This is a genomic window from Rhodoferax sp. (assembly GCF_044236835.1).
Lineage (GTDB): Bacteria > Pseudomonadota > Gammaproteobacteria > Burkholderiales > Burkholderiaceae_C > Allorhodoferax.
On sequence record NZ_JBIIGC010000023.1, the window covers coordinates 15,723 to 40,066 of the forward strand.

At 62.9% G+C, this 24,344-nt stretch carries 20 protein-coding genes; 13 read left to right on the forward strand and 7 right to left on the reverse strand.

Translation table 11 applies throughout. The annotated features are described in order from the left end of the window. The first annotated feature begins 101 nt into the window (after positions 1 to 101). The 6 genes from apbC to ACILRC_RS13620 all read left to right on the forward strand — a co-directional run bounded on the left by apbC (position 102) and on the right by ACILRC_RS13620 (position 10,039). On the forward strand, positions 102 to 1,193 hold the full coding sequence (gene apbC / locus ACILRC_RS13595) for an iron-sulfur cluster carrier protein ApbC (RefSeq protein ID WP_395669917.1): 1,092 nt from the start codon (positions 102 to 104) through the stop codon (positions 1,191 to 1,193). Between the two features lie 70 nt (positions 1,194 to 1,263). Continuing rightward, positions 1,264 to 3,099, forward strand: coding sequence for an NAD(P)H-dependent oxidoreductase subunit E (locus ACILRC_RS13600; RefSeq protein WP_395669918.1), 1,836 nt, complete (start codon positions 1,264 to 1,266; stop codon positions 3,097 to 3,099). 1 nt (position 3,100) lies between these two features. Beyond that, entirely contained in the window at positions 3,101 to 6,109 is a 3,009-nt protein-coding gene (locus ACILRC_RS13605; RefSeq protein ID WP_395669919.1) for a molybdopterin-dependent oxidoreductase, read from the forward strand. Between the two features lie 73 nt (positions 6,110 to 6,182). Further along, positions 6,183 to 7,001, forward strand: a complete 819-nt coding sequence (locus ACILRC_RS13610) for a formate dehydrogenase accessory sulfurtransferase FdhD (protein ID WP_395669920.1) — start codon at positions 6,183 to 6,185, stop codon at positions 6,999 to 7,001. A 100-nt stretch (positions 7,002 to 7,101) separates the two neighbouring features. Further along, positions 7,102 to 9,642 carry an ABC transporter permease gene (locus tag ACILRC_RS13615; protein ID WP_395669921.1) on the forward strand — a complete coding sequence of 847 codons (2,541 nt, stop codon included), beginning with the start codon at positions 7,102 to 7,104 and terminating at the stop codon, positions 9,640 to 9,642. A gap of 1 nt (position 9,643) precedes the next feature. Then, positions 9,644 to 10,039, forward strand: coding sequence for a group II truncated hemoglobin (locus ACILRC_RS13620; RefSeq protein WP_395669922.1), 396 nt, complete (start codon positions 9,644 to 9,646; stop codon positions 10,037 to 10,039). 46 nt (positions 10,040 to 10,085) lie between these two features. On the opposite strand, the gene ACILRC_RS13625 is transcribed toward ACILRC_RS13620, so the two are convergent. Then, positions 10,086 to 11,204, reverse strand: a complete 1,119-nt coding sequence (locus tag ACILRC_RS13625; RefSeq protein ID WP_395669923.1) for a substrate-binding domain-containing protein — start codon at positions 11,202 to 11,204, stop codon at positions 10,086 to 10,088. Positions 11,205 to 11,267: 63 nt separating this feature from the next. On the opposite strand from ACILRC_RS13625, the gene ACILRC_RS13630 reads away from it, so the two are divergent. From ACILRC_RS13630 to ACILRC_RS13660, 7 genes are all read left to right on the forward strand, one after another. Then, a complete protein-coding gene (locus ACILRC_RS13630; RefSeq protein ID WP_395669924.1) occupies positions 11,268 to 12,008 on the forward strand; it encodes an ABC transporter permease in 741 nt (246 codons plus the stop codon). Beyond that, on the forward strand, positions 12,005 to 12,805 hold the full coding sequence (locus ACILRC_RS13635; protein ID WP_395669925.1) for a phosphate ABC transporter ATP-binding protein: 801 nt from the start codon (positions 12,005 to 12,007) through the stop codon (positions 12,803 to 12,805). The genes ACILRC_RS13630 and ACILRC_RS13635 overlap by 4 nt, the downstream gene beginning before the upstream one ends. After that, complete coding sequence (locus tag ACILRC_RS13640; RefSeq protein WP_395669926.1) at positions 12,802 to 13,602, forward strand: extracellular solute-binding protein; 801 nt, start codon at positions 12,802 to 12,804, stop codon at positions 13,600 to 13,602. Before ACILRC_RS13635 ends, ACILRC_RS13640 begins: the two co-directional genes overlap by 4 nt. Before the next feature lie 103 nt (positions 13,603 to 13,705). Further along, complete coding sequence (locus ACILRC_RS13645) at positions 13,706 to 14,713, forward strand: extracellular solute-binding protein (protein ID WP_395669927.1); 1,008 nt, start codon at positions 13,706 to 13,708, stop codon at positions 14,711 to 14,713. A 19-nt stretch (positions 14,714 to 14,732) separates the two neighbouring features. Next, complete coding sequence (locus ACILRC_RS13650; protein ID WP_395669928.1) at positions 14,733 to 15,833, forward strand: ABC transporter ATP-binding protein; 1,101 nt, start codon at positions 14,733 to 14,735, stop codon at positions 15,831 to 15,833. Between the two features lie 4 nt (positions 15,834 to 15,837). Then, positions 15,838 to 17,514, forward strand: a complete 1,677-nt coding sequence (locus tag ACILRC_RS13655; protein WP_395669929.1) for an ABC transporter permease — start codon at positions 15,838 to 15,840, stop codon at positions 17,512 to 17,514. A gap of 12 nt (positions 17,515 to 17,526) precedes the next feature. After that, the gene (locus ACILRC_RS13660; RefSeq protein ID WP_395669930.1) at positions 17,527 to 18,513 is read left to right on the forward strand and encodes a hypothetical protein; all 987 of its coding nucleotides are present in this window, start codon (positions 17,527 to 17,529) and stop codon (positions 18,511 to 18,513) included. A gap of 21 nt (positions 18,514 to 18,534) precedes the next feature. Here ACILRC_RS13660 and ugpC read toward each other — a convergent pair whose 3' ends face one another. From ugpC to radC, 6 genes are all read right to left on the reverse strand, one after another. Continuing rightward, complete coding sequence (gene ugpC / locus ACILRC_RS13665; RefSeq protein ID WP_395669931.1) at positions 18,535 to 19,548, reverse strand: sn-glycerol-3-phosphate ABC transporter ATP-binding protein UgpC; 1,014 nt, start codon at positions 19,546 to 19,548, stop codon at positions 18,535 to 18,537. 8 nt (positions 19,549 to 19,556) lie between these two features. Further along, positions 19,557 to 20,414, reverse strand: coding sequence for a sn-glycerol-3-phosphate ABC transporter permease UgpE (gene ugpE, locus ACILRC_RS13670; protein ID WP_395669932.1), 858 nt, complete (start codon positions 20,412 to 20,414; stop codon positions 19,557 to 19,559). A gap of 20 nt (positions 20,415 to 20,434) precedes the next feature. Then, positions 20,435 to 21,322, reverse strand: a complete 888-nt coding sequence (gene ugpA / locus ACILRC_RS13675) for a sn-glycerol-3-phosphate ABC transporter permease UgpA (protein ID WP_395669933.1) — start codon at positions 21,320 to 21,322, stop codon at positions 20,435 to 20,437. 112 nt (positions 21,323 to 21,434) lie between these two features. Continuing rightward, entirely contained in the window at positions 21,435 to 22,742 is a 1,308-nt protein-coding gene (gene ugpB / locus ACILRC_RS13680; RefSeq protein ID WP_395669934.1) for a sn-glycerol-3-phosphate ABC transporter substrate-binding protein UgpB, read from the reverse strand. Between the two features lie 192 nt (positions 22,743 to 22,934). Then, positions 22,935 to 23,612 carry a Smr/MutS family protein gene (locus ACILRC_RS13685; RefSeq protein WP_395669935.1) on the reverse strand — a complete coding sequence of 226 codons (678 nt, stop codon included), beginning with the start codon at positions 23,610 to 23,612 and terminating at the stop codon, positions 22,935 to 22,937. A gap of 10 nt (positions 23,613 to 23,622) precedes the next feature. Continuing rightward, positions 23,623 to 24,333 (reverse strand): DNA repair protein RadC, encoded by a 711-nt coding sequence (gene radC / locus ACILRC_RS13690; RefSeq protein ID WP_395669936.1) that lies wholly within the window; start codon positions 24,331 to 24,333, stop codon positions 23,623 to 23,625. Positions 24,334 to 24,344: the final 11 nt, after the last annotated feature.

Below are 24,344 nucleotides of genomic sequence, written 5' to 3' on the forward strand. Positions count from 1 at the left end.
ACGGGGGAAAACCCGTAGCCACCGCGCGGCCGATACGCCGACCATGCCGCCGGTCGGGGTGTTGTGGTTCGATAGACTCGCTACCCAAACAAGGAGCATCGATGGCCGTGACCGAGCAAGCAATCCTGGGCGCCCTGCAAGGCGTCACCGATCCCAATACCGGCAAAGATTTCGTCAGCAGCAAATGTGTCAAGGTGGTGTCGGTGGACGGCGGCACCGTGCACCTGCAGTTGGAGCTGGGCTACCCGGCCCAGAGCCAGTTGCCCGAGTTTGCTGCCGCCCTGAGCGCAGCGGCCAAGACGGTGCCGGGTGTGCAGCAGGTCGAAGTCAGCCACCGGTTGGCGGTGGCGGCCCATGCGGTGCAGCGCGGGGTGCAGCTGCTTGCAGGTGTCAAAAACATGGTGGCCGTGGCTTCGGGCAAAGGCGGTGTGGGCAAGAGCACCACCGCCGCCAACCTGGCGCTGGCGCTGGCCGCCGAAGGGGCGCGGGTGGGTTTGCTGGACGCTGACATTTATGGCCCCAGCCAGCCCATGATGATGGGCATTGAGGGCAAGCCCGCGTCCGAGGACGGCAAGACGATGGAGCCCATGGAAAACTACGGCGTGCAGGTGATGTCGATTGGTTTCTTGGTGGCACAAGACGAGGCCATGATCTGGCGCGGCCCCATGGCCACCCAGGCGCTGGAGCAGTTGCTGCGCCAGACCAACTGGAAAGACCTGGACTACCTGATCATCGACTTGCCGCCGGGCACCGGCGACATCCAGCTCACCCTGAGCCAGCGCGTCCCCTTGACCGGCGCGGTGGTGGTGACCACACCGCAAGACATTGCGTTGTTGGACGCCAAAAAGGGCATCAAGATGTTTGAAAAAGTGGGCGTGCCGATTTTGGGCATTGTCGAAAACATGGCGGTGCATGTGTGCAGCCAGTGCGGCCATACCGAGCATATTTTTGGGGTGGACGGCGGCAAGAAAATGGCCGCCGACTACGGCATGGACTACCTGGGTGCGCTGCCCCTGTCCATGCAAATTCGGGTGCAGGCCGATGGCGGCAAGCCCACGGTGGTGGCCGACCCCGACGGCGAAGTCGCCGGCATCTACAAGGCGGTAGCCCGCCGCGTGGCACTGGCGATTGCCGCCAAAAACAAGGACTTTTCTTCCAAGTTTCCCAGCATCACCATCAGCAAGACCACCTGAGGCCCGGCCCGTGACATTGCCACTGACGCGCGTCACCACCTTGCGAACCGAATAACCAAGAGACCACCCGATGCCCCACGCCAGCGAGCCCACTGCCGCCCCCACCCCCACCGCCAACCCGACCGCCGTGGTGCTGGCCACGCCCGACGACATGCGCCAGCGCATCCGGGTGAAATCCAAGCTCAAAGGCCGCCAACCCGATGTACAGGCGCTGGAGGAAGTGCGCGCCTTGGTGGGCCCTGCGCCGCACCGGCGCGACCTGCTCATCGAGCACCTGCACCAGCTCAACGACGCCTACCGCTGCCTGCACGACCGGCATTTGGTGGCACTGGCCAAGGAGATGAACATCCCCATGGCCGAGGTGTTTGAGGTGGCCACGTTCTACCACCACTTCGAGGTGGTGCGCGGCGACGACAAGGCGCCTGGCCTGACGGTGCGCGTGTGCGATGGACTCAGTTGTGAACTGGCCGGTGCGCAAGATTTGCTCAAGCGTCTGCCCGCGCTCTTGGGTGACGGTGAGGGTGCTGTCGATGTGCGCGTCATCCCTGCGCCCTGCCTGGGTCGTTGTGAGCAGGCGCCGGTGGCGGTGGTGCACCAGCACCCGGTTGCGCTGGCAAGCGCCGAGGCCGTGGTCGCGCGGGTGAAAGATGCGCAAACCCAGCATCCGCTGGCCGCGTTCGACGCGGTGTTTGAGGCGTCCAGCCACGCAGAGCGCAGCGTGTCGCCCATGCCGCATGCAATTGACCTTGCGCCCGGTTACACCGGCTATGCAAGCTACCGCGCCCACGGCGGCTACGCACTGCCTGCGGCCATGGCCAGCAAAGCGCAAGACACCGAAGCCGTCCTACAAGCCATGGAGGACTCGGGTCTGCGCGGCCTGGGCGGCGCGGGCTTTCCGGCGGGGCGCAAATGGCGCATCGTGCGCGACCAGCCCGCTCCGAAGCTGATGGCCGTCAACATCGACGAGGGCGAGCCCGGCACCTTCAAGGACCGCACCTACCTGGAGCGCGATCCGCACCGTTTTCTGGAGGGCATGCTGGTGGCGGCGCTGGCGGTGGGGGTGGACGCTTGCTACATCTATTTGCGTGACGAGTACCACGGCTGCCGTGCAATTCTGGAGACCGAAATCGCCCTGCTGCAAGCCGACCCGCCATGCCCGCTGCCGCATATCGAGCTGCGTCGGGGCGCGGGTGCCTACATCTGCGGCGAAGAGTCCGCAATGATCGAGAGCATCGAAGGAAAACGTGGCGAGCCGCGCATGCGCCCGCCCTACATCGCGCAGGTGGGTTTGTTTGGCCGGCCTACGTTGGAGCACAACTTCGAGACCCTGTACTGGGTGCGCGACATCGTCGAAAAGGGCGCTGCGTGGTTCAGCGGCTTTGGGCGCAACGGGCGCAAGGGGCTGCGCAGTTTCAGTGTGAGCGGGCGCGTCAAGCATCCCGGCGTCAAGTTGGCACCGGCCGGTATCACGCTGGCTGAACTCATAGCGGAATACTGCGGCGGCATGGCCGAGGGGCACACGCTGTATGCCTATTTGCCCGGCGGCGCCTCGGGCGGCATTTTTCCGGCGAGCCTGGCGCATGTGCCGCTGGACTTTGACACCTTGCAGCCGCATGGTGGCTTTATCGGCTCGGCCGCGGTGATCGTGCTGAGCCAGCACGACAGGGCGCGAGACGCGGCGCTGAACATGATGCGTTTTTTTGCGCACGAGAGCTGCGGACAGTGCACGCCCTGCCGCGTGGGCACCGCCAAAGCAGCGGTGTTGATGCAGGCCCCGGTATGGGACCACGCCACGCTGGAAGATCTGAATGTGGTGATGACCGATGCGTCGATTTGCGGCCTCGGCCAGGCAGCGCCCAACCCGGTGCGCTGCGTCCAGAAGTACTTTGCCCACGAGGTGGCCTGAGATGAACGCACCCACAAAAATCACCGAAGTCACACCGCAGGTCATCACCTTCCATTTGGATGGCAAACCCATCGAGGCGTTTGAGGGGGAGTCGATCCTCAAAGCCGCCGAGCGCAGCGGTGTGTGCATCCCCCACCTTTGCTACAAGGACGGCCTGCGCGCCGACGGCAACTGCCGCGCCTGCGTGGTCGAAATCCAAGGTGAGCGCACCTTGGCGCCCAGCTGCTGCCGCAGCGCCACTGCCGGCATGCAAGTGAAGGCCAATAGCGAGCGCGCCCTCAAGAGCCAAAAGATGGTGCTGGAGATGCTGCTCTCCGACATGCCAGACGTGGGCTACAAGTGGAACGACGCAGAGCCCACCAACAACCCAGGACAACACGGCGAACTCAGCGACTGGGCCGCGCGCCTGGGCGTCACCGTGCGTCCCGCACTGCAAGCACTGCGCCGCAGCCAACCCCAGGCCGATGTGTCGCACCCCGCCATGGCCGTCAACTTGGATGCCTGTATCCAATGCAACCGCTGCGTGCGCGCCTGCCGCGAAGAACAAGTGAACGACGTCATCGGCTACGCCCTGCGCGGCGCGCACAGCGCCATCGTGTTCGACCTGGATGACCCCATGGGTGACAGCACCTGCGTGGCCTGCGGCGAATGCGTCCAAGCCTGCCCCACCGGCGCGCTCATGCCCAAAACGCTGGTCGGCTCCCAGGCGGTGGACAAAAAGGTGGATTCGGTCTGCCCGTTTTGTGGCGTGGGCTGCTTGCTCACCTACAACGTGAAAGACAACACCATCGTCAGCGTCGATGGCCGCGACGGCCCGGCCAACCACAGCCGCTTGTGCGTCAAAGGCCGCTTTGGTTTCGATTACGCCGCGTCGCCCCAGCGCCTGACCGTGCCGCTGATCCGCAAAGCCGGTGTGCCCAAAGACCCGGAGATGCTCAACCACTTGAACCGCGACACGGCAGATTGGTCCGAGGTGTTCCGCGAAGCCACGTGGGACGAGGCGCTGGAGCTGACCGCAGGCACGCTCAAGGGTTTGCGCGACAAGCACGGCAGCAAGTCGCTGGCCGGGTTTGGCTCGGCCAAGGGCAGTAACGAAGAGGCCTACCTGTTCCAAAAGCTGGTGCGCACCGGCTTTGGTTCCAACAACGTGGACCACTGCACCCGGCTGTGCCATGCGTCCAGCGTGGCCGCGCTGTTGGAGGGCGTAGGCTCGGGCGCGGTGAGCAACCAGGTCAACGACGTAGAGCATTCCGAGCTGATTTTTGTGATTGGCTCCAACCCCACGGCCAACCACCCGGTGGCGGCCACCTGGATGAAAAACGCCGCCAAGCGCGGCGCCAAAATTGTGCTGGCCGACCCGCGCGTGACCGACATCGGCAAACACGCCTGGCGCACGCTGCAGTTCAAGGCCGACACCGACGTGGCCATGCTCAACGCGCTCATCCATGTCGTGATCGAAGAAGGCCTGGCCGACCAGGACTTCATTGCCCGGCGTGCCAGTAACTTTGAGGCCCTGCGCGACAACGTCAAGGGCTACAGCCCTGAGGCCATGGCGCCTATCTGCGGCATCCCGGCGCAGACCTTGCGTGAAGTGGCCCGCGCCTTTGCCACCGCCAAGAGTGCGATGGTGTTGTGGGGCATGGGCGTGAGCCAGCATGTGCACGGCACCGACAACGCGCGTTGCCTGATCGCGCTGGTGACCGTCACCGGCCAAATCGGCAAACCGGGCAGCGGCCTGCATCCGCTGCGGGGGCAAAACAACGTCCAGGGCGCGTCGGATGCGGGCTTGATCCCGATGATGTTTCCCAACTACCAGCGCGTGACCAACACCGCTGCGCACGGCTGGTTCGAGCAGTTTTGGAACGCGCGGCTGGACGCCCAGCCCGGCTACACCGTGGTCGAGATCATGCACAAAGCCTTGGCGCCTGACAGTGATCCGCACAAGGTGCGCGGCATGTACATCATGGGCGAGAACCCGGCCATGAGCGACCCCGACCTCCACCACGCCCGCCACGCGCTGGCTTCGCTTGAGCATTTGGTGGTGCAAGACATCTTCATGACCGAAACCGCCTGGCTGGCCGACGTGGTGCTGCCCGCCACCGCCTGGCCCGAGAAGACCGGCACCGTTAGCAACACCGACCGCATGGTGCAACTCGGCAAACAGGCCATCAACCCACCCAGACAAGCCAAGCCCGACTTGTGGATCATTCAGCAGATCGCGCAGAGATTGGGCCCCCACGCTCCGCACTCTGTGTCGTCGCTGCCCCCCGAGGGGGCGCAGCCCAGCTTGGGGCGGCCCGGCGCTGGTCTGGACGGCCCCCACGCTCCGCACTCCGTGTCGTCGCTGCCAGGTTCTGCCCGTCCTTTGGCGTGTGGCTACGAGGGCGAGTTTGATGGGGTGGCCGAGGTGTACGAGGAGATGCGACAGGCCATGCACGCGGCGATTGGTGGCATCACCTGGGAGCGGCTGCAGCGCGAGTCCAGCGTGACCTACCCGTGTCTGGGTGCGGACGACCCGGGGTCACCCACGGTGTTCATCGATGATTTTCCCACCCCCGACGGCCGGGTGCAGTTGGTGCCAGCCGACATCATTCCGGCCAACGAGCGGCCCGATGCCGAATTTCCGTTTGTGCTGATCACCGGGCGCCAGCTGGAGCACTGGCACACCGGCAGCATGACGCGCCGCGCCACGGTGCTCGATGCCCTGGAGCCCATTGCTACCGCGTCGCTGTGCGGTGACGACTTGCTGGCGCTGGGCTTGGAGCCCGGCGACGTGATCACGGTGAAGTCGCGCCGGGGCGAGGTCGCGTTGCATGTGCGACGTGACGACGGCACGCCCAAGGGCGCGGTGTTCATGCCCTTTGCCTACTACGAGGCGGCGGCCAACCTGATGACCAATGCGGCGCTGGACCCGTTTGGAAAAATCCCCGAGTTCAAGTACTGCGCGGTGGCCATCCGCCGTGGTGGCACGCCGGGGCGCAGCGGGTACGCCACGGAGGTGGCGCATTGACCTACGGATGTGAAGCATTGCGCCTAAGTCGCGTGCGGATGCGCCGCTGAGATACCGCTTCGAAATTTCGAGCATGGACCACGCACCATTGCTGACCCACGCGCAGGCGCCGTTGACGCACAGCGTGGACGTGGTCAACGAGCGCGGCGAGCGCTATGCGTTGGCGATTCCCTCGGAGCGCGCGCTCACGGTGTACGTGGACAAGCGCGAGCTGATCACCCTGATGACGCTGGGCGAGCACCCCGAGTGGTTGGTGTTGGGTTACCTCATCAACCAGCGCTTGCTGCAAAGCGCCGCCGATGTGCTGTCGGTGACGGTGGACTGGGACGTGGGCGCGGCGGCGGTGAAGACGCGCCACGGCATCGAGTCGCTGGGTGAAAAAACCGCGCAGCGGGTGGTGACCACCGGCTGCGGCCAAGGCAGCGTGTTTGGCCACTGGATGGACGCGCTGGACCAAGTCCGCCTGCCCGACACCCGCATCACCCAGACCGAGCTGTACGCCATCGTGGAGGCAGCGCGCTTGCGTGACAGTGTTTACAAGCGCGCCGGCTCGGTGCACGGCTGTGGCCTGTTTGTGCGCGACCGCGCGTTGCTGTTTGTGGAAGACGTGGGCCGCCACAACGCCATCGACACCATTGCGGGTTGGATGGCCTTGCAGCAAATCGCCAGCACCGACGCGGTGTTCTACACCACCGGGCGCCTCACCAGCGAGATGGTCATCAAGGCCGCCCAAATGGGCGTGGCCGTGGTGGTCTCGCGCAGCGGCATGACCCAAATGGGCCACGCCGTGGCCCAGCGCCTGGGCCTGTGTGCCATCGGCCGCGCCACCCACAAGCGCTTTGTGTGCTTTAGCGCGCCGCAGCGGCTGGAGTGGCAGGCAGAGTTGCCGTAAGTGACAACGCCTTGGGCTACACACCAAGGCAACCCTGCATAGCGGCCGAGTTATCCCCCGCACCGGCGTGCCCTTGACCAAGTGCGATAAGGTAGCGCCTATGCAAATTTCATTTTGGCGCCTTGGCTGGCGCACCCTTTGGCGCGATCTGCGCTCTGGCGACCTGCGACTGCTGATCGTGGCGGTCACTTTGGCGGTCGCGGCACTCACGGCGGTCGGCTTTTTTGCCGACCGGCTCAAAGGCGGCTTGCAGCGCGATGCGCGCCAGCTTTTGGGGGGCGACGCGGTCATTGCAAGCGACAACCCCACGCCCGAGTCCTTCGTAGCCCAGGCGCGCGCGCTGGGGTTGCAGATGTCCAGCACCCTGGGCTTTCCCACCATGGCGCGTGCGACCGACGCGGCCGGTGGCGCATCCAAACTGGTGTCGCTCAAGGCGGTGGAGAGTGGCTACCCGTTGCGCGGCACCGTGCGGCTGGCGCGCTCCGACGGGGCGGGGCACGAGCCCACGCGCGCCATTCCGCAGCCCGGCCAGGCCTGGGTCGATCCGGGGTTGCTGGACTCTCTGGGTATCGCCGTGGGCGATGTGCTGCTGCTGGGCGACAGCGCCTTGACCGTGTCGGCAGTGATCGCCATCGAGCCCGACCGGGGTGGCGGCTTCATGAGCTTTTCGCCCAGAGTGATGATCAACCAAGCCGATGTACCCGCCACGGGCTTGGTGCAGCCGGCCAGCCGCCTGAACTACCGATTCGCCGTAGCGGGCGAAAACCCGCAGGTGCGCCAGTTTGTGCAGTGGGCCGATGCGCAGGTCAAGGAGTCCAGCCAGCGCGCGGAGCGCGGGGTGCGCGGGGTGCGGGTGGAGTCCATCGAGAGCGGGCGCCCCGAGATGGGCCAAACCTTGGACCGCGCCGAGAAGTTTCTGAGCCTGGTGGCCTTGCTCGCGGCACTCTTGAGCGCGGTGGCGGTGGCCTTGGCGGCGCGCGCCTTCGCTGCCAGCCACCTCGATGACTGCGCCATGCTGCGGGTGCTGGGCCTGAGCCAGCGTGCGATTGCCTTGGCCTACACCACCGAGTTCGCGCTGGTGGGACTGTTTGCCAGCGTGGCCGGTGTGGCGTTGGGCTTTGGGGTGCACTACCTGTTTGTGTTGTTGATGGCCGGGCTGGTGGAAACCGCTTTGCCTGCGGCCACCCTGTGGCCAGTGGGCCTGGGCTTGGGCGTGGGCATGACCTTGTTGTTCGCCTTTGGCTTGCCCCCGGTGCTGCAACTCGCCCAGGTGCCGCCGCTGCGGGTGATTCGGCGCGACGTGGGCAACCTGCGGCCCGCCTCGCTGGGTGTGCTGGCGCTGGGCGTGGTGGGTTTTGCCACGCTGCTCTTAGCGGCCAGTAGCGATTTGAAACTGGGCCTAATTGCCGTAGGCGGCTTTGCCGGGGCGGTGCTGGTGTTTGCGTCCCTGAGCTGGGCGGCAGTGTGGCTGCTTCGGCGCAGCGTGAGCGAGACCACCGCACCGCGCTGGCTGGTGCTGGCCACGCGGCAGGTGTCGGCCCGACCGGCCTACACCGTGGTGCAGGTCAGCGCGCTGGCGGTGGGGCTTTTGGCCTTGGTGCTTTTGGTGCTGCTGCGCACCGATCTCATTGGCAGCTGGCGCCAGGCCACGCCGCCGGATGCGCCCAACCGCTTTGTCATCAATGTCATGCCCGAGCAGAGCGACGCGTTTCAAAAGGCGCTGACCGACGGTGGGGTGCAAAAGTTTGACTGGTTTCCCATGATCCGCGCCCGCCTGGTCGCCATCAACGGCACAGCGGTGTCCCCCGACCAGTACACCGACGAGCGGGCCAAACGCCTCGTGGACCGCGAATTCAATGTGTCCAACAACGCCACCAACCCCAGCCACAACGAAATCGTGGCGGGCCGCTGGACCGAAGAGGAGCAGGGCGCCATCAGCGTCGAGGACGGCATTGCCGAAACCCTGAACCTCAAGCTCGGTGACACCTTGCGCTTTGACATTGGCGGCGTACAAACCGAGTCCCGCATCACCAGCCTGCGCAAGGTGGACTGGGGCTCGATGCGGGCCAACTTCTTTGTGATCTACCCGGTAAGCCGCTTGGAGAACGTGCCGCTGACCTACATGGGCGCGTTCAAGGCGCCCGAGGTCAAGGGCTTTGACAACGCACTGGTGCGCCAGTTCCCCAACGTGACCAATGTGGACATGACCGCCACCTTGGCACAGGTGACGCGGGTGCTTGACCAGGTGATACGCGCTGTGGAGTTTTTGTTTGGCTTCACCTTGGCCGCCGGCTTGGTGGTGCTGTTTGCGGCAGTGACGGCCACCCGCGAGGAGCGCGCCCGCGAGTTCGCCATCATGCGTGCCGTCGGTGCACAGGGCAGCTTGCTGCGCCAGGTGCAGCGCGCCGAGCTGGCCGGTGTGGGTTTGCTGGCGGGGTTCTTGGCCTCGCTGGTCGCGGTGGTAGTGGGGTGGGCGCTGGCACGCTTTGTGTTTGAGTTTGAGTGGTCGTTCACCTGGTGGATTCCGCTGGCGGGTTCGGCAGCTGGCGCAGTGCTGGCCTTGGCAGCCGGTTGGTGGGGCCTGCGCGAGGTGCTGCGCCGCCCGGTGGTGGAAACGCTGCGGCGGGCGGTGGTGAACTGAGTTGGAAGACCCGCAGACCACCACTGCATCCGCCTTCGACCTCATCGGCGGTGAGGCCAATGTACGCGCTTTGGTGGAGCGCTTTTACGACCTGATGGACCTGGAGCCGCAGTACGCGGCTTTGCGCGCGGCGCATGGCGATTCGCTGGCGCAGGCGCGGGACAAGACCTTTTGGTTTTTGTGCGGCTGGATGGGCGGGCCGCAGCACTACACCGAGCGCTTTGGCCACCCGCGGCTGCGCATGCGGCATATGCCGTTTCGCATCGGCATCTTGGAGCGCGACCAGTGGTTGGCGTGCATGGCCCAAGCCATGGTGGAACTGCAAGTGCCAGCGGACTTGCGTGGGCGCCTGCAACAGGCTTTCTTCCAGACGGCGGACTGGATGCGCAACGTCTAGCCTGTTGCGCTGGGGTTTCCCCAGCGCCGCTGCGGCTGGTGGTGGATCAGCGCACCGGCTTGTCAGCAAAATTCCACCACGGCAGCACTTCGCGCAGCGACAGCACCTCGCCACAGCGCCACGGCGTGTAGCCGGGCAGGGCGGCGAGTTGCGCTTGCCACTGCGGGCTTTGCAGCAGCTGCAGCATGGCGGCAATGGCCGGGTCGTCCAGGGCGGACTTCAGGCACACCAGCTGGTAGTGCTCTTGCACCAGTGGAATAAAACCCAGGCCCTGCGCATGGGCGGCTGCCTCGATGCCCAAGCCCACGTCAGCGGCGCCCGCCGCTATCGCCTGTGCGACCGCGCTGTGCGAGGGTTCGGTGCGTTCGTAGCCGGGGAAGGTGGTGGTATCCAAGCCGCTTTGCGTCAACAACGCATCGAGCACCACCCGCGTGCCGGTGCCGATGTCGCGGTTCACAAAGCGCGCGTGCTTGGTGTGCACATCGGCCAGGCTGTGCAGGCCCAGCGGGTTGCCAGGCGCCAACATCAGACCTTGCGTGCGCCGCGCAAAGCCGATGATTTTGTGCAAGCCAGGCTTGAGCAGCGGTTTGTAGACCTTCTCAATGAGTGAGCCCGGAGCCGGGGTTTGCAGAGTGTGGAACCCGGCCATCACGCAGCGGCCTTCGTTGAGCCCCCGGATGGCGTCCACGCTGCCGCAAAAACGGATGTCCAGGTGCAGCTGCTCGGTCACACCGTCCCCGAAGGTGCCGCCGCGCGCTTGCTCGCGCAGGGCTGCCAGCGCATGGTCGTGGCTGGCGTAGAGGGTGACTACATGGGCGTGTGCATCAAACGCAACCGCAAAGGCGCGTTCTAGCTCGTTGCGCAGTGCCTCGATCTGTGGTGCCAGCCGGGCCTGCGCTTGGCGCTCGGCCCACATCAGCTTGGTGCCGAACTCAGTGAGCCGTGCCGAGCGACCTTTTTCCCACACCAGCAGCTCGTTGCCCAGCTCGTGTTCCCAGCGCTTGAGCTCCCCCCACACATGGCGGTAGCTCAGGTTGAGCGCACGCGCACCGCCCGAGATGGAGCCCTGCTGCGACACCGCCTGCAACAGATCGATGAGCGGGTTGCGCAGTTGCGCCGGGCTGCTGTCGCGTGTGAGGGCGTAGTGGAATTGGACTCTATGCACGCAGTTTCATATCGCTGGAGATTGCGCTGGGAACTACGATAACCCAAGTTATGTACCGGTCCTATGAGCAGCTTTTCTGACAGCCTCGCCACGGCACTGCAGTTGGTGGTGTCGCTCGATGCGGGCCTGCTGGCCATCGTGGGGCGCTCATTGGCGGTCAGCGCCACCGCGTGTGCGCTGGCCTGTGGGCTGGGCTTGCTGCTGGGGGCGTGGCTGGGGGTGGCGCGGTTTGCGTTGCGGCCCGTGCTGCTGACGGTGCTCAACACCTTGCTGGCGGTGCCGTCGGTGGTGGTGGGTTTGGTCGTGTACCTGCTGCTGTCGCGCTCGGGGCCCTTGGGTTTTTTGGGCTGGCTGTTTTCCTTCCAGGCCATGGTGCTGGCGCAAACGCTGCTGGTCTTGCCGGTGGTCACCGCACTGACCCGCCAGGTGGTCGAAGACGCTGACCACCAGCACGGCGAGCAACTGCAATCGCTGGGTGCCGGTGCGCTGCTGCGCGCGGCTTTGCTGGCCTGGGACGAGCGCTACGCGATGCTGATGGTGGTGGTGGCCTCGTTTGGCCGGGCCATCTCCGAGGTGGGCGCGGTGATGGTGGTGGGTGGCAATGTCGAAGGTTTCACCCGCGTCATGACCACGGCCATTGCACTAGAGACCAGCAAGGGCGATTTGCCTCTGGCACTGGGCCTGGGGCTGGTCTTGCTCTTGGTGGTGTTGCTGCTCAACAGTGGCCTGGCGGGCTTGCGCCACTGGCGCAGCCGGGTTGATGGAAAGGCCTACGCCATGACCGTGCCGGGTCTGGGCACATGAGGGGCCAGATGCAGACGCAGGACCTTGACCCCAAGGCCACGGCCACACCAGCCGCCCGCTCCATCGTCTCCCAGGATGCGCCCGCGCCGGTGCTGCGTGTCCAACATGCGGGTGTGCGCCTGGGACCGCGGCCCGGCGTACAGGCTTTGGCAGATGTTTCGCTCACCCTGCACCCAGGCGAACGGTTGGCACTGATCGGCGCCAACGGCTGCGGAAAAAGCACCTTGCTGCGCCTGCTGCACGGCCTCGTGCCACCCACCAGCGGCAGCGTGTGGAGCGCGCCCAAGTTGGCGCAGGCCATGGTGTTCCAGCGCCCGCGCATGCTGCGGCTCTCAGTGCAAACCAACGTAGCGTTGGGACAGTGGTTGGCGGGTGTGCCTTGGGGCACAGCCCGCGCGCGCGCGCTGGAGGCCTTGCGGCTAGTGGGGCTGGAGGCGCTTGCACGGCGCCCGGCGCACACCCTGTCTGGCGGACAACAGCAACGCCTGGCATTAGCGCGGGCCTGGGCTACCGCACCGCAGCTGTTGCTGCTGGATGAACCCACCTCCAGCCTGGACCCGCATGCCAAGCGCGAGGTGGAAGCGCTGGTGCAGCAGTTCGCGGCGCAGGACCCGTCCATGACCCTGGTGTTTGCCAGCCACAACCTCGGCCAGGTCAAGCGCCTGGCCACCCGCGTCATCTACCTGGAGCAGGGCCGCTTGCTGGCCGATCTGCCAGTGCAGGAATTTTTTGGCGGAACGACCCTGCAAACGCACTACCCCCAAGCCGATTTGTTTGTCAAAGGAGAGCTCGTATGAAGTTGCTGAAGTCTTTGTGGTGTGCCGCTGCGCTCTTGGCCTGCACCGCTGCGTCTGCCCAAACCATCGTGATGGCGTCCACCACCTCGACAGAACAGTCGGGGCTGTTCGGCCACCTGCTGCCCGAGTTCAAAAAGGCGACCGGCGTCGATGTGAAAGTGGTGGCGGTCGGCACCGGCCAAGCCATCGACATGGGCCGCCGGGGCGACGCCGACGTGCTGTTTGTGCACGACCAAGTGGCCGAGGAAAAGGTGGTGGCCGAAGGCTTTGCCATTCAGCGCTTTGCGGTGATGTACAACGACTTTGTGCTGGTGGGCCCGGCGGCCGACGCGGCCAAAGTCAAGGGCAAAGACATTGTGGAGGCCTTGAAAAAGGTGTCGGCGGCCAACGCTGCCTTCATTTCGCGCGGCGACAAGAGCGGCACCCACGCGGCCGAGCTGCGGTATTGGAAGGCCGCGGGCGACACCTTGCCCAAGGGCAGCGGCTACCGCGAATGCGGTTGCGGCATGGGCCCAGCCCTCAACATGGCCGCCGCCACCGGCGCCTATGTGCTCACCGACCGTGGCACTTGGCTGAGCTTTAAAAATCGCGGCGATATGACGGTGCTGGTGGAGGGCGATACCCGCTTGTTCAACCAGTACGGCGTGATGGCGGTTAACCCCGCCAAGCACCCGCATGTCAAAGTTGCCGACGCGCAAAAGTTTGTCGATTGGGTCAAGTCACCGGCTGGGCAGGCGGTGATTGCGGGCTACAAGATCGAGGGCCAGCAGTTGTTTTTTCCGAATGCTCTGCGTTAGATGCCGGCGCCCCGCAATGCCTGACTTGGCCAGGTCACAAAACCTTCACACCGCCAACGCAACATCGCACCCGTCATTCATGTTCTGAATAAAGGTGCACCCCATGACCATGTCGTTCCAACCCTTGAATCGTTCGATTACCAGCCTCCTTAAGAAGGCACTGCTTATCGCTGCATTGGTTCCCACGCTGGGTTTCGCGCAAGGCACGGTGGTGGTGTACACCTCGGCACCTGCCGAGATTCAAAACGCCATGGTTCCCGCACTCAAGGCCAAGCTGGGTGTGGACATCCAGGTGATTTCTGCGGGCGGCGGCGAGCTCGTCAAGCGACTCAGGGCAGAAAGCGCCCGTCCACTGGCCGATGTGGTGGTGTCCACCGGTGTTGATGTGGTGGAAGCCAATGCCGATTTGTTTGAGGCATACAAGGTCAAGGACTTGTCCAAGCTGTACCCGCACTACACCACCAACCCCTTGTGGACCCCGTTTGCTGAAACCATTCCCACGGTTCTGGCGGTGAACACCAAACTGGTTCCAGCCTCCGAGATTCCCTCGACCTGGGCCGAGTTGGCAGACCCCAAATGGAAAGGAAAGATTGCATTTGCAGGTGCCGACAAATCCAGCTCTGCTCTGACCCAAATGCTCCAGATCGTGCACAACGAAGGGGACACCAAGGGATGGGCATTGTTCTCTGAGATCATGAAAAACTTCGTGATCACCGGAAGCTCTACCTCTGTCATCCGCGGCACAGCCCAAGGCGAGTATGCGATGTCCCTGACGTTGGAAGACAGTGCTCAGCGATTCATTGATGGCGGTGCGCCGATCCGCATTGTGTATCCCAAAGAAGGCATCAACGCCTCCGCAGATGCCATGGCCTTGGTGGCAAAGGGCCCCAATCCTGCGGGCGCAAAGGCTGTACTGGACTACCTGTCTTCCGCTGAAGGCCAGTCCATGCTGGTGAAAGCCTCTGGTCGCCGACCCGTGCGCGGCGATGTGGCTGCCCCGGGCAACAGCCCGACGGCCGCTCGACTGCCGGTGAACAACTACTCTCGCGAATGGTCGACTGCCAACAGCAAGGAATACATGAACCGCTACCAGCAGTTGCTGCGCCGCTAAAGCGTTTGGTTGCGCACGGATGGGCTATCGCTTTTCGTTGAAGGGCCTGAGCAAGCGCTTTGGTGCGCATGTGGTGCTTGATGCAGTGGACCTCGACATCCAACCCGGGGAACTGCTCACCTTGCTGGGGCCTTCGGGTTGCGGAAAGACCACCTTGCTGCGCGCCTTGGCGGGCTTCTATCCGCCAGACGCGGGCCAGATTTATGCGAATGAGACAGACATCACCTCCCAGCCCACGCATTTGCGTGACATGGGCATGGTGTTTCAAAACTATGCGGTGTTTCCGCACATGACTGTGGCCGCCAACGTGGCCTATGGACTCCAAGCCAGACGGTGTACGCCACAGGACATTCGAGTGCGCGTGAGTGATGCGCTCCAAAAAGTTCAGTTGGGTCACTTGGGAGAGCGGTTTCCCACCGAGCTGTCGGGCGGGCAAAAGCAACGCGTTGGCCTGGCCCGCGCACTGGTGATCAATCCCACGCTGTTGCTGATGGACGAGCCGCTCTCTAACCTGGATGCAAAGCTGCGCATTGAAATGCGGCAAGAGATCCGATTGCTGCAACGTGACTTAGGTATCACCACGCTTTACGTGACCCATGACCAAGAAGAGGCGCTAGCGGTGTCAGACCGGATCGCGGTGATGAATGCGGGCGTTATTGCCCAGCTGGGCACACCGCAAAGCATTTATGGCGACCCCCATCAGGCCTTCGTCATGGACTTTGTCGGCGGCTGTAATTGGGTCCAAGGCGTGCTGGAGGTGAATGCGCACGAAGTGCAGTTGCGCACCGATGGCGATCATCGCTTGGCGCTGGAACAGGTCTTGCCCTGGCCGGGCGCTCAGCATTGGAATGGCCGGGCGGTTCATTTGGGCATTCGCTTGGACGCCGTGACTTTTAGTGACGACCCCAGCCTGCCAGGTTGGGACCATGTCCGCGTGGAGCTCACCACCTACTTGGGGACCCGCCTTCAGTACCGCGTGCGCACATCGCAAGGTGCCTTGCTGGTGTTCGATATGGCTTGCACAGTGCTTGCGCCCAGTGTGCAAGGCCCGCGCTCTATCCGCTTCAATCCCTTGGGCGCGTGCGTGTTTGATGCCGAATCGGGCGAGCGCCTTAGGTAGACCTGTGGCCTCTTCCAGACACTCGACCGATGTGTGGCGCTGGGTCGTTATTGCAGGGCTTGTGTTGTGCTCTGCGTTTGTCGTTTTGCCCCTCTTTGAGCTGGCTCGGCAAAGCCTGATTGGCCAAAACAGCCAACGGTTTGGTCTGGAGAACTACATCACGTTTTTCTCTTCGTCCTACTTCATGCGGGCGACCTACAACAGCCTGGCGGTCGCCACTGGCACCATGTTGTTGGCGCTGCTTATTGGGGTTCCACTGGCCTATGCGTTTTCGCGATTTGCCTTTCCTGGCAAGCCCGTGCTGCGTGTGCTGGTGCTGTTATCCATGATGTCGCCACCCTTTATTGGCGCCTACGCTTGGATTATTTTGCTTGGACGTGGCGGCATCGTGACCCAGTGGGCACATGACTTGGGGGTGCAAACACCCACCATCTATGGCCCCACCGGCATCATTGTGGCCAGCGCATTGAGTCTGTATCCGATCGTTTTCTGGATCGTCGCCGCAGCGATGCGGCAACTCGACCACAGCGTAGAGGAGGCAGCCAGTGTGCTGGGACGCAGGCCTATGGGAGTGTTTTTCAGCGTTACCTTGCCCTTGCTGCGGCCCGCAGTGGTCACCTCGGCAATGCTGGTCTTTCTGGCTGTCTTGGCCGATTTTGGTTTGCCCAATCTGCTGGGTGAGGGTGAGCGCTTTCAGGTGCTGGCCACGTTGGCATACAACCTGTTTCTGAGCGAGATCGGCGAAGAACCCGGAATGGCCGCAGTCACCTCGGTGGTGCTGGTGCTGATGGCGGGTTTGGTGGTGGGCCTGGGGCAATGGCTTAACCGGTCCAACCGCGTCTTTAACGATGGCTCCCAGAGGGCGGTCCTGAAGACGCCCAGCAAAACCCAACAAGGCTTGCTAGCGGGCGCGGCAATTGGCGTGGTGCTGCTTGCCAATGCACCGATCATTGTGGTCCTGGTCTCCTCGTTTCTGGAGGTCCGGGGTGCCGTTTTTCAGCCCGAGCTGACCTTGGGCAACTACCAAAAGGCGTTTGCGCTCATGGGCAACGCACTGACCAACAGCCTGGTGTTTGCCGGCACGGCCTTGGTGATCGTCACGGTACTTGGTGCGGTTTTGGGGTATGTGCTGACACGACAAAAAACCGTGCTCAGTCGCTGCCTGGACTTCTTCCTGATGGTGCCCTTCATTGTTCCGGGCACGGTGCTCGGAATCGGTTTTGTCCAGGTGTTTAACACTCCCCCTGTGTTGCTGACTGGCACGGCATCGATCATCGTCATCATCTATGTCATTCGCCGCCTGCCCTATGTCAGCCGGTCGTCCGCCAGTATGGTTCATCAGATCGATATCTCTCTGGAAGATGCCTCTGCCAGCTTGGGTGCCCGGCCAATGGGCACATTCACAAAAATCATGTTGCCCTTGATGCGACCAGGAATCTTTGCGGGCATGGTGTTGGCATGGCTGGAAATCTTCAATGAACTTTCGGCCTCCATCGTGTTGTACACCGGCGCGACCAAGACGCTGCCGATTGCAGCCTATCAACAAGCGGTCGGCGGAGATTTTGGTTTGGCTGCAGCCTACTCGGGGCTGTTGATTGCGGTCACCTCGGTGAGCATCGGTCTGTCCATGCTTTTTGGCGACATCGATCCGGCGCGCCAAAATGTGTCCGCCGCTGCGTAACGTGCGGGTGAGATGGCAATGGTTCCCCACTTTCCACACGTCGAGGCGCTGTGCGTTAGCAAGGACAAGTCCGGACGTGCATTGCCCGACGATGTCGTGGTGTACCAGCAAGGCCGCCTGTACGGCGTGTTCGATGGCGCAACATCGCTTACTGGCCAGACCATTGGGGGGCTCAGCACAGGCCGGTTTGCGGCCCTGCAGTGCGCACTGGCGGCGCAAAACTTTGTCCTGACCCGGCCGCCATCCGAGTTCTCGTGTTTGCAACTGTTGCAAAGCATGGGATCGCATCTTTCGGCCGCGCTGCGTGCCAAGGGAGTGGCGGGAGTTCAAGCGGCCACCACAGCCGCTTTGGCACTCGATGCGGGTGATACCTTGCACTTCTTGCTGGTTGGAGACTCTGGCGTGCGTATCAATGGCAGCGAGCAGGTGCAAGTCCACAAGCCGGTGGACGCCATCTTCACCGCGGCGCGTGTGGCATTGTTCAAGCGCGCAATGGCGTCACCTTCTGTGGCTCCCGACGACTGGATTAGCTTGGAGTTGCGCACCCGGCAAACCATCGCGCTTGGGATGGGTGTTGCCTTGTCTGAGGAGGTGCTGCAGCACTTGAGTTGCACTGTCAGCGATCAACTGCGGCATCTGCTCGCGCCTGACGCCGTAGAACAGATCCCTACCTTGCTGGCCCAAGGCATCAGCAAAGGACAGCCACCCTATATGAACCGTCCCGACCACAGCCTGGGCTACGCTGTGCTCGATGGCAACCGGGTCCAGGGGCCGGACCTACTGGTTTTTAGCCGACCCCGCGCAGAAGTGGATTCATTGGAGTTTTTTACCGATGGCTACATGGCAACAGGGGCCGAGCCTACCGTTGCAAGCTGGGAGGCCGCATGGCTTGCGGTGGAAACCAAGGACCCCTTCAAAATCGGGCCTTTTGCGCACATCAAATGCAGTACGCCCCACGACTTCTGGGACGACCGCACCGTGCTGATCGTGCGCTCTTGACGCTGGCGTCACTGACGCCGCTCAGGCATCAGGAAGGCGTCGGCGAGTTTGGGCGTCAAACCAGTGCAGTTGGTTGGGGCGTGGGGTGACGCAGAACGAATCGCCCGCCGATGGCGCGGGATGCGAGGCATCCAGGCGCAAGGTCAGGGTTTCTGTTCCCAAGCGGGCGTAAACCAAGCGTTCGGCGCCCAGCAACTCCACGGTTTCTGCGACAAGTGGCCAACCACTTGCGCTGATATCCATGTGCTCTGGACGAATGCCCAGAATGCGTCCCGCCGGTGTGTTGGGCGCCTGGTGCAGCAAATTCATCGGGGGCGAGCCGATGAAGCTGGCAACAAAGGTGCTGGCCGGTCGGTTGTAGACCTCCTCTGGGGTTCCAAACTGTTCCATGTGCCCCGCATTCATCACCACCATGCGCTGGGCCAAGGTCATCGCTTCGACTTGGTCATGCGTCACGAACAGGCTGGTGATACCCAACTCCCGGTGCAGCTTTTGGATCTCGAGGCGGGTCTGGGCACGCAGTTTGGCGTCCAAGTTGGACAGTGGCTCGTCAAATAAAAAGACCTGCGGCTGGCGCACGATGGCGCGGCCCATGGCCACCCGCTGGCGTTGGCCGCCAGACAGCTCGCGCGGCTTGCGTTGCAGCAGACCGCCCAGTTCAAGAATGCCTGCGGCTTTGTCGACCCGGGCCTTGATTTCGGCCATCGGCACTTTGGCGATTTTCAGGCCATACGCCATGTTGTCGAACACGCTCATGTGCGGATACAGCGCATAGTTCTGGAACACCATGGCGATATCGCGTTCGGCGGGCTCCAGCGTGTTGACCACGCGATCGCCAATGGCGATGGTGCCACCCGAAACCTCTTCGAGGCCCGCCACCATGCGCAAAAGCGTGGACTTGCCGCAACCCGAAGGGCCGACGATGACGATGAACTCTCCATGGGCGATTTCTGCGCTGAGGTCATGGATGACCCGGTTGGCCTTGGCCCCTTGCCCATAGATCTTGGAGAGGTGGGTGAGTGTGATAGCTGCCATGTGTGGAATTACTTCTCGGTGTCGACCAGGCCTTTGACAAACCATTTCTGCATCAGAACCACGACCAAGGCCGGGGGCAGCATGGCCAGTAGCGCGGTGGCCATGACCACGTTCCATTCGGTGGCAGCGTCACCGCCGGCCATCAGGCGCCGGATGCCCATGACGATGGGGTACATGTCTTCGCGCGTGGTGACTAGCAAGGGCCAGAGGTACTGGTTCCAGCCGTAAATGAACTGGATCACAAACAAGGCGGCAATGGAGGTGCGGCTCAGCGGCAGCAGCACATCGAAGAAGAAGCGTATGGGGCCTGCGCCATCGATGCGCGCGGCCTCTACCAACTCATCGGGCACGGTGAGAAAGAATTGGCGGAACAAAAAAGTGGCGGTTGCCGAGGCAATGAGCGGCAGCGTGAGGCCCGCATACGAGTCCAACATGCCCAAAGATGACACCACCGCGTAGGTCGGGAGAATGCGCACTTCCACGGGCAGCATCAGGGTGATGAAAATCATCCAGAAGACCAGGTTGCGCAGCGGGAAGCGGAAGTACACGATCGCGAATGCCGAGAGCAGCGAGATGGCGATTTTTCCAATCGCAATCGTCAGGGCGCTGACCAGGCTGACCCACAGCATGGGCGCAACGGCCGGCAGGGTGTTGCCCTTGCCGGTTTGGCCGCCAAAAAGCGCCTGGTGAAAGCTGGCGAACAGGTTGTCGCCGGGCACCATCGACATCGGAAAACTTTGGGCGATCTGTTCGCTGGTTTGCGTCGCGGCAACAATGGCCAAAGCGACCGGAAACGCCACCAGCAGCACGCCAACACTGACCAGCGCATGGGCGAGAAAGGTGGAGAACGGGCGCCGTTCAATCATGGCTTGGGCTCCATGCTGCGTCAGTAATTGACACGCTTTTCGACAAAGCGAAACTGCACCACGGTGAGCGCAATGACGATCGCCATCAACACCACCGACTGTGCCGCAGAGCCGCCAAGGTCCATCGACTTGAAGCCGTCTTGGTAGACCTTGTACACAAGAATGGCGGTGTCCTTGCCTGGGCCCCCATTGGTAGTGGCATCCACGATGGCGAAGGTCTCGAAAAATGCATAGACGATGTTGACCACCAGCAGGAAAAACGCCGTGGGCGTGATCAGTGGCAGTTGAATGGTCCAAAAGCGGGACCACGGACCGGCCCCGTCGATAGCCGCCGCCTCAATCAAGCTCTTGGGAACCGAGTGCAGCGCGGCCAGGAAGAACAAGAAGTTGTAAGAGATTTGCTTCCACACCGCCGCCGTCACGATCAGCACCATCGCATGGGTGCTGTTGAGCAGGTGGTTCCAAGGGATGCCTGCCTGCTGCAACACATGGCTCACCACCCCCATCGACGGCGCGAACATGAACACCCACAAAACGCCCACCACTGCGGGCGCCACCGCGTAGGGAACAATCAGAGCCGTCTTGTAGAAGAAGGCCCCGCGAACGATCCGGTCGGCCATGACTGCCAGCAGCAGAGAAATGGTCAGCCCCAGGCCTGCAACAAGGACCGAAAAGATGGCAGTGGTGGTAAACGACTGGAGGTAGGTGCTGTCTGCAAACAGACGCTGGAAGTTGTCTAAACCCACAAAGCTTGCGCTGGTGCCAAACGCGTCGGACTCATAGACGCTTTCCAGCAGGGCTTGAGCCGCTGGCCAAAAGAAGAAGAGCACCACCACCGCCAACTGCGGAGCTACCAAGGCCCAGGGCAGCCATGTGGACTTGAATCGAACGCGTTTCTCGGTGCTCATGGGGAGAGGGGCTTCGCAAATTGCAGCGAAAGGCGTGGGCGGAAATATCAGCCAGTGGGGCCCGACTTGCCTCAGATGGCAAGTCGGGCCCGCAGCGTTGCCTTGCTATCGCTTACTTGCGATTGGCATTCTCAAAGCGCACTAGCAATTCATCGCCGCGCGTCTTGATGGCAGCCAGGCTGTCTTTAGCGCTTTTCTTGCCCGCCCAAACCAGCTCCAGCTCTTCGTCCATGATGGTGCGAATCTGCACAAAACTGCCCAATCGCACGCCTTGTGAGCGGTCGGTGGTTTTGCGAACCATCTGTGTTACCGAAACATCGGTGCCAGGATTTTGTTTGTAAAAGCCGGACTTTTCGGTGGCTTCATACGCTGCCTTGGTGATGGGCAGGTAGCCAGTACGCTGGTGCGTCTGCGTTTGGACGTCGGTGCTGGACAAGTAGTTGAAGAACCCTGCAACGCCCTTGTACTCATTGGGTTTTTTGCCGGCCATCGCCCACAGGCTGGCGCCACCGATGATGGTGTTTTGCGGCGCACCTTTGACGTCGGGGTAATAGGGCAGCGTTCCCACACCGAATGCAAACTTGGCGTTGCGCTTGATGCCTGCATACGCAGCCGAGGAGTTGGTGTACATCGCACACTCACCGGACTCAAATGTCGCGCCGGCAGCGCCCGCGCGGCCCTTGTAAACGAACAGGCCATTGGCGGCCATGTTGGCCAAGTTTTCGATGTGGCGCACATGCAGCGGCGAGGTCACGTTCAGGCGCGCGTTCAAGCCCTTAAAGCCATTGCGCTGGGTTGCAAACTCCACGTCATGCCAGGCAGAAAAGGTTTCCAGATGCACCCAGGTTTGCCATGCGGTGGTGTAGGGGCACTTGTGGCCGCTCGCTTTGAGCTTGCTCGCGGCAAGGGTGAGTTCAGTCCAGGTTTTGGGAGGCGATTCGGGGTCCAGACCAGCCGCCTTGAACGCGTCCTTGTTGTACCAGAACACGGGCGTTGAGCTGTTGAACGGCAGGCTTTGGATGTCACCGTTGGGCGCGGTGTAATAGCCAGCCACCGCAGGGATGTACACCGAGGGGTCAAACTTGTAGCCTGCATCTTTCATCACCTTGGCAACCGGAACGATGGCGCCCTTGCTGTACATCATTGTGGCGGTGCCAACCTCAAAAACTTGCAGGATGTGCGGGGCATTCCCACCGCGAAACGCTGCCATGGCAGCGGTCATCGATTCGTCGTAATTGCCTTTGAACACCGGCACGACTTTGTAATCTTTTTGCGTTTGGTTGTAGCCGTTGGCCAGATCGTTGACCCACTCACCCAATGCGCCACTCATGGAGTGCCACATCTGAATTTCGGTTTGGGCCTGGGCGCTGAAGGACGCAAGTGCGACAGCCAGCGCTGCAAAGGTGGATTTGAGTTTCATAGACATTCCCAATGGATTGATGTGTCACCACGCTGAAGTGGTCCAAAGCGAAGCACTTCAGGGGTGTGAGTGCGCTGGTGTTCTTCCAGTGCACGGGGAATGATCAGACAAGCTTGTGAAAGCTGTGTGACGGAATCTTGAAACTGCGCTCAGTGTCCTAAGCGTCCTGCGCGCGCTAGAGGCGCTACCGCTCTACGCCGCGCCAACCGCCTTGCGCACCGGCTGCAGCAACACCACCAGCGCACCCGCACCGCCTTGCGCTGGCGGTGCTTGTACAAAGGCCACAACTTCGGCCTTTTGCACCAGCCAGCGGTGCACCTTGTCCTTGAGCACCGGCGTGCGGCCAGGGGAACCCAAGCCCTTGCCGTGAATCACCCGCACGCAGCGGATGCCGCGCTTGTGGGCGTCTTTGATGAACTCGGTGAGTGCGCTGCGGGCTTCGTCGCTGCGCATGCCGTGCAAGTCGACTTGCGCCTGGATGGACCACTTGCCGCGCCGCAGCTTTTGCGTCACATCTGTTCCCACACCCGGGCGGCGAAAGCTGAGCTGGTCGTCGGTATCTAGCAAGCTGCTGATATCCACCGTGTCGCTGATGGCCTCTTGGTAGGCAGCTGCCTCGTCGCGCTGGTGCTGAATGGGCACTGGCGCGGGACGCTGCGGTGTCAGATCGGCTCGTCCCGCATGGGGCAGCGGCGCCACCTTGCCCACCGCCACCTGGAACAGGTTGCGCTGCGCCGCCAGCCGCTGCGCTTGCTCGATCTGCCTTTGCGCCTGCGCCGCTTGCTCGGCGGCCAAAGCGGCGGCGCGCTGGGCCTGGCGCTCAATTTCCTTCTTGACCTTTTTGAGGTCGGACAGGGTGTTGACTTTCATGGGCAGCAGCTCACATCAGTCCACTCTCGGCCATGGACAGCGCGTTGCCCGGTGCCACGATGATGTGGTCCAGCACCCGCACATCCACCAGCGCCAGCGCGGACTTGAGGGTGCTGGTGAGGGCCTCGTCAGCGCGCGAGGGTTGCACCGTGCCGCTGGGGTGGTTGTGTGCCAGCACGACCGCTGCCGCCTGGTGGTGCAGCGCACGCAGCACCACCTCGCGCGGGTACACGCTGGTTTGGGTGAGGGTGCCGCGAAACAGTTCCTCCATACACAGCAGCTTGTTTTGTGCATCCAAAAACACCACCGCAAACACCTCGTGATGGCGCTGGCCCAGGTGCAATTGCAGGTACTGCTTGACGGTGCTGGGGTCCGACAGCACCGCGCGTTCCTGCAATTGCTGGGCCACGGCGCGGCGCGCCAGTTCCAGTACCGCGATGATCTCTGCGCGCTTGGCCGGCCCCAGTCCTTTGACCACTTTAAGGTCGTCAGCGGTAGCGTTGAGCAAGCCTGCGATACCGCCAAAGCCGGGCGCTGCGTCGGCGCTTGGGCGCTTGCTGCGAATTTGCAGCAGCTCGTCGGCCATTTGCAGCACGCCTTTGCCGGCGATGCCGGTGCGCAGCAGCAGCGCCAGCAACTCCGCATCACCCAAGGCCCCGGCACCACGGGCCAGCAGCTTTTCGCGGGGACGGGCTTCGCGGGGGAGGTCTTTGACGGACATGGTGTCCAGCT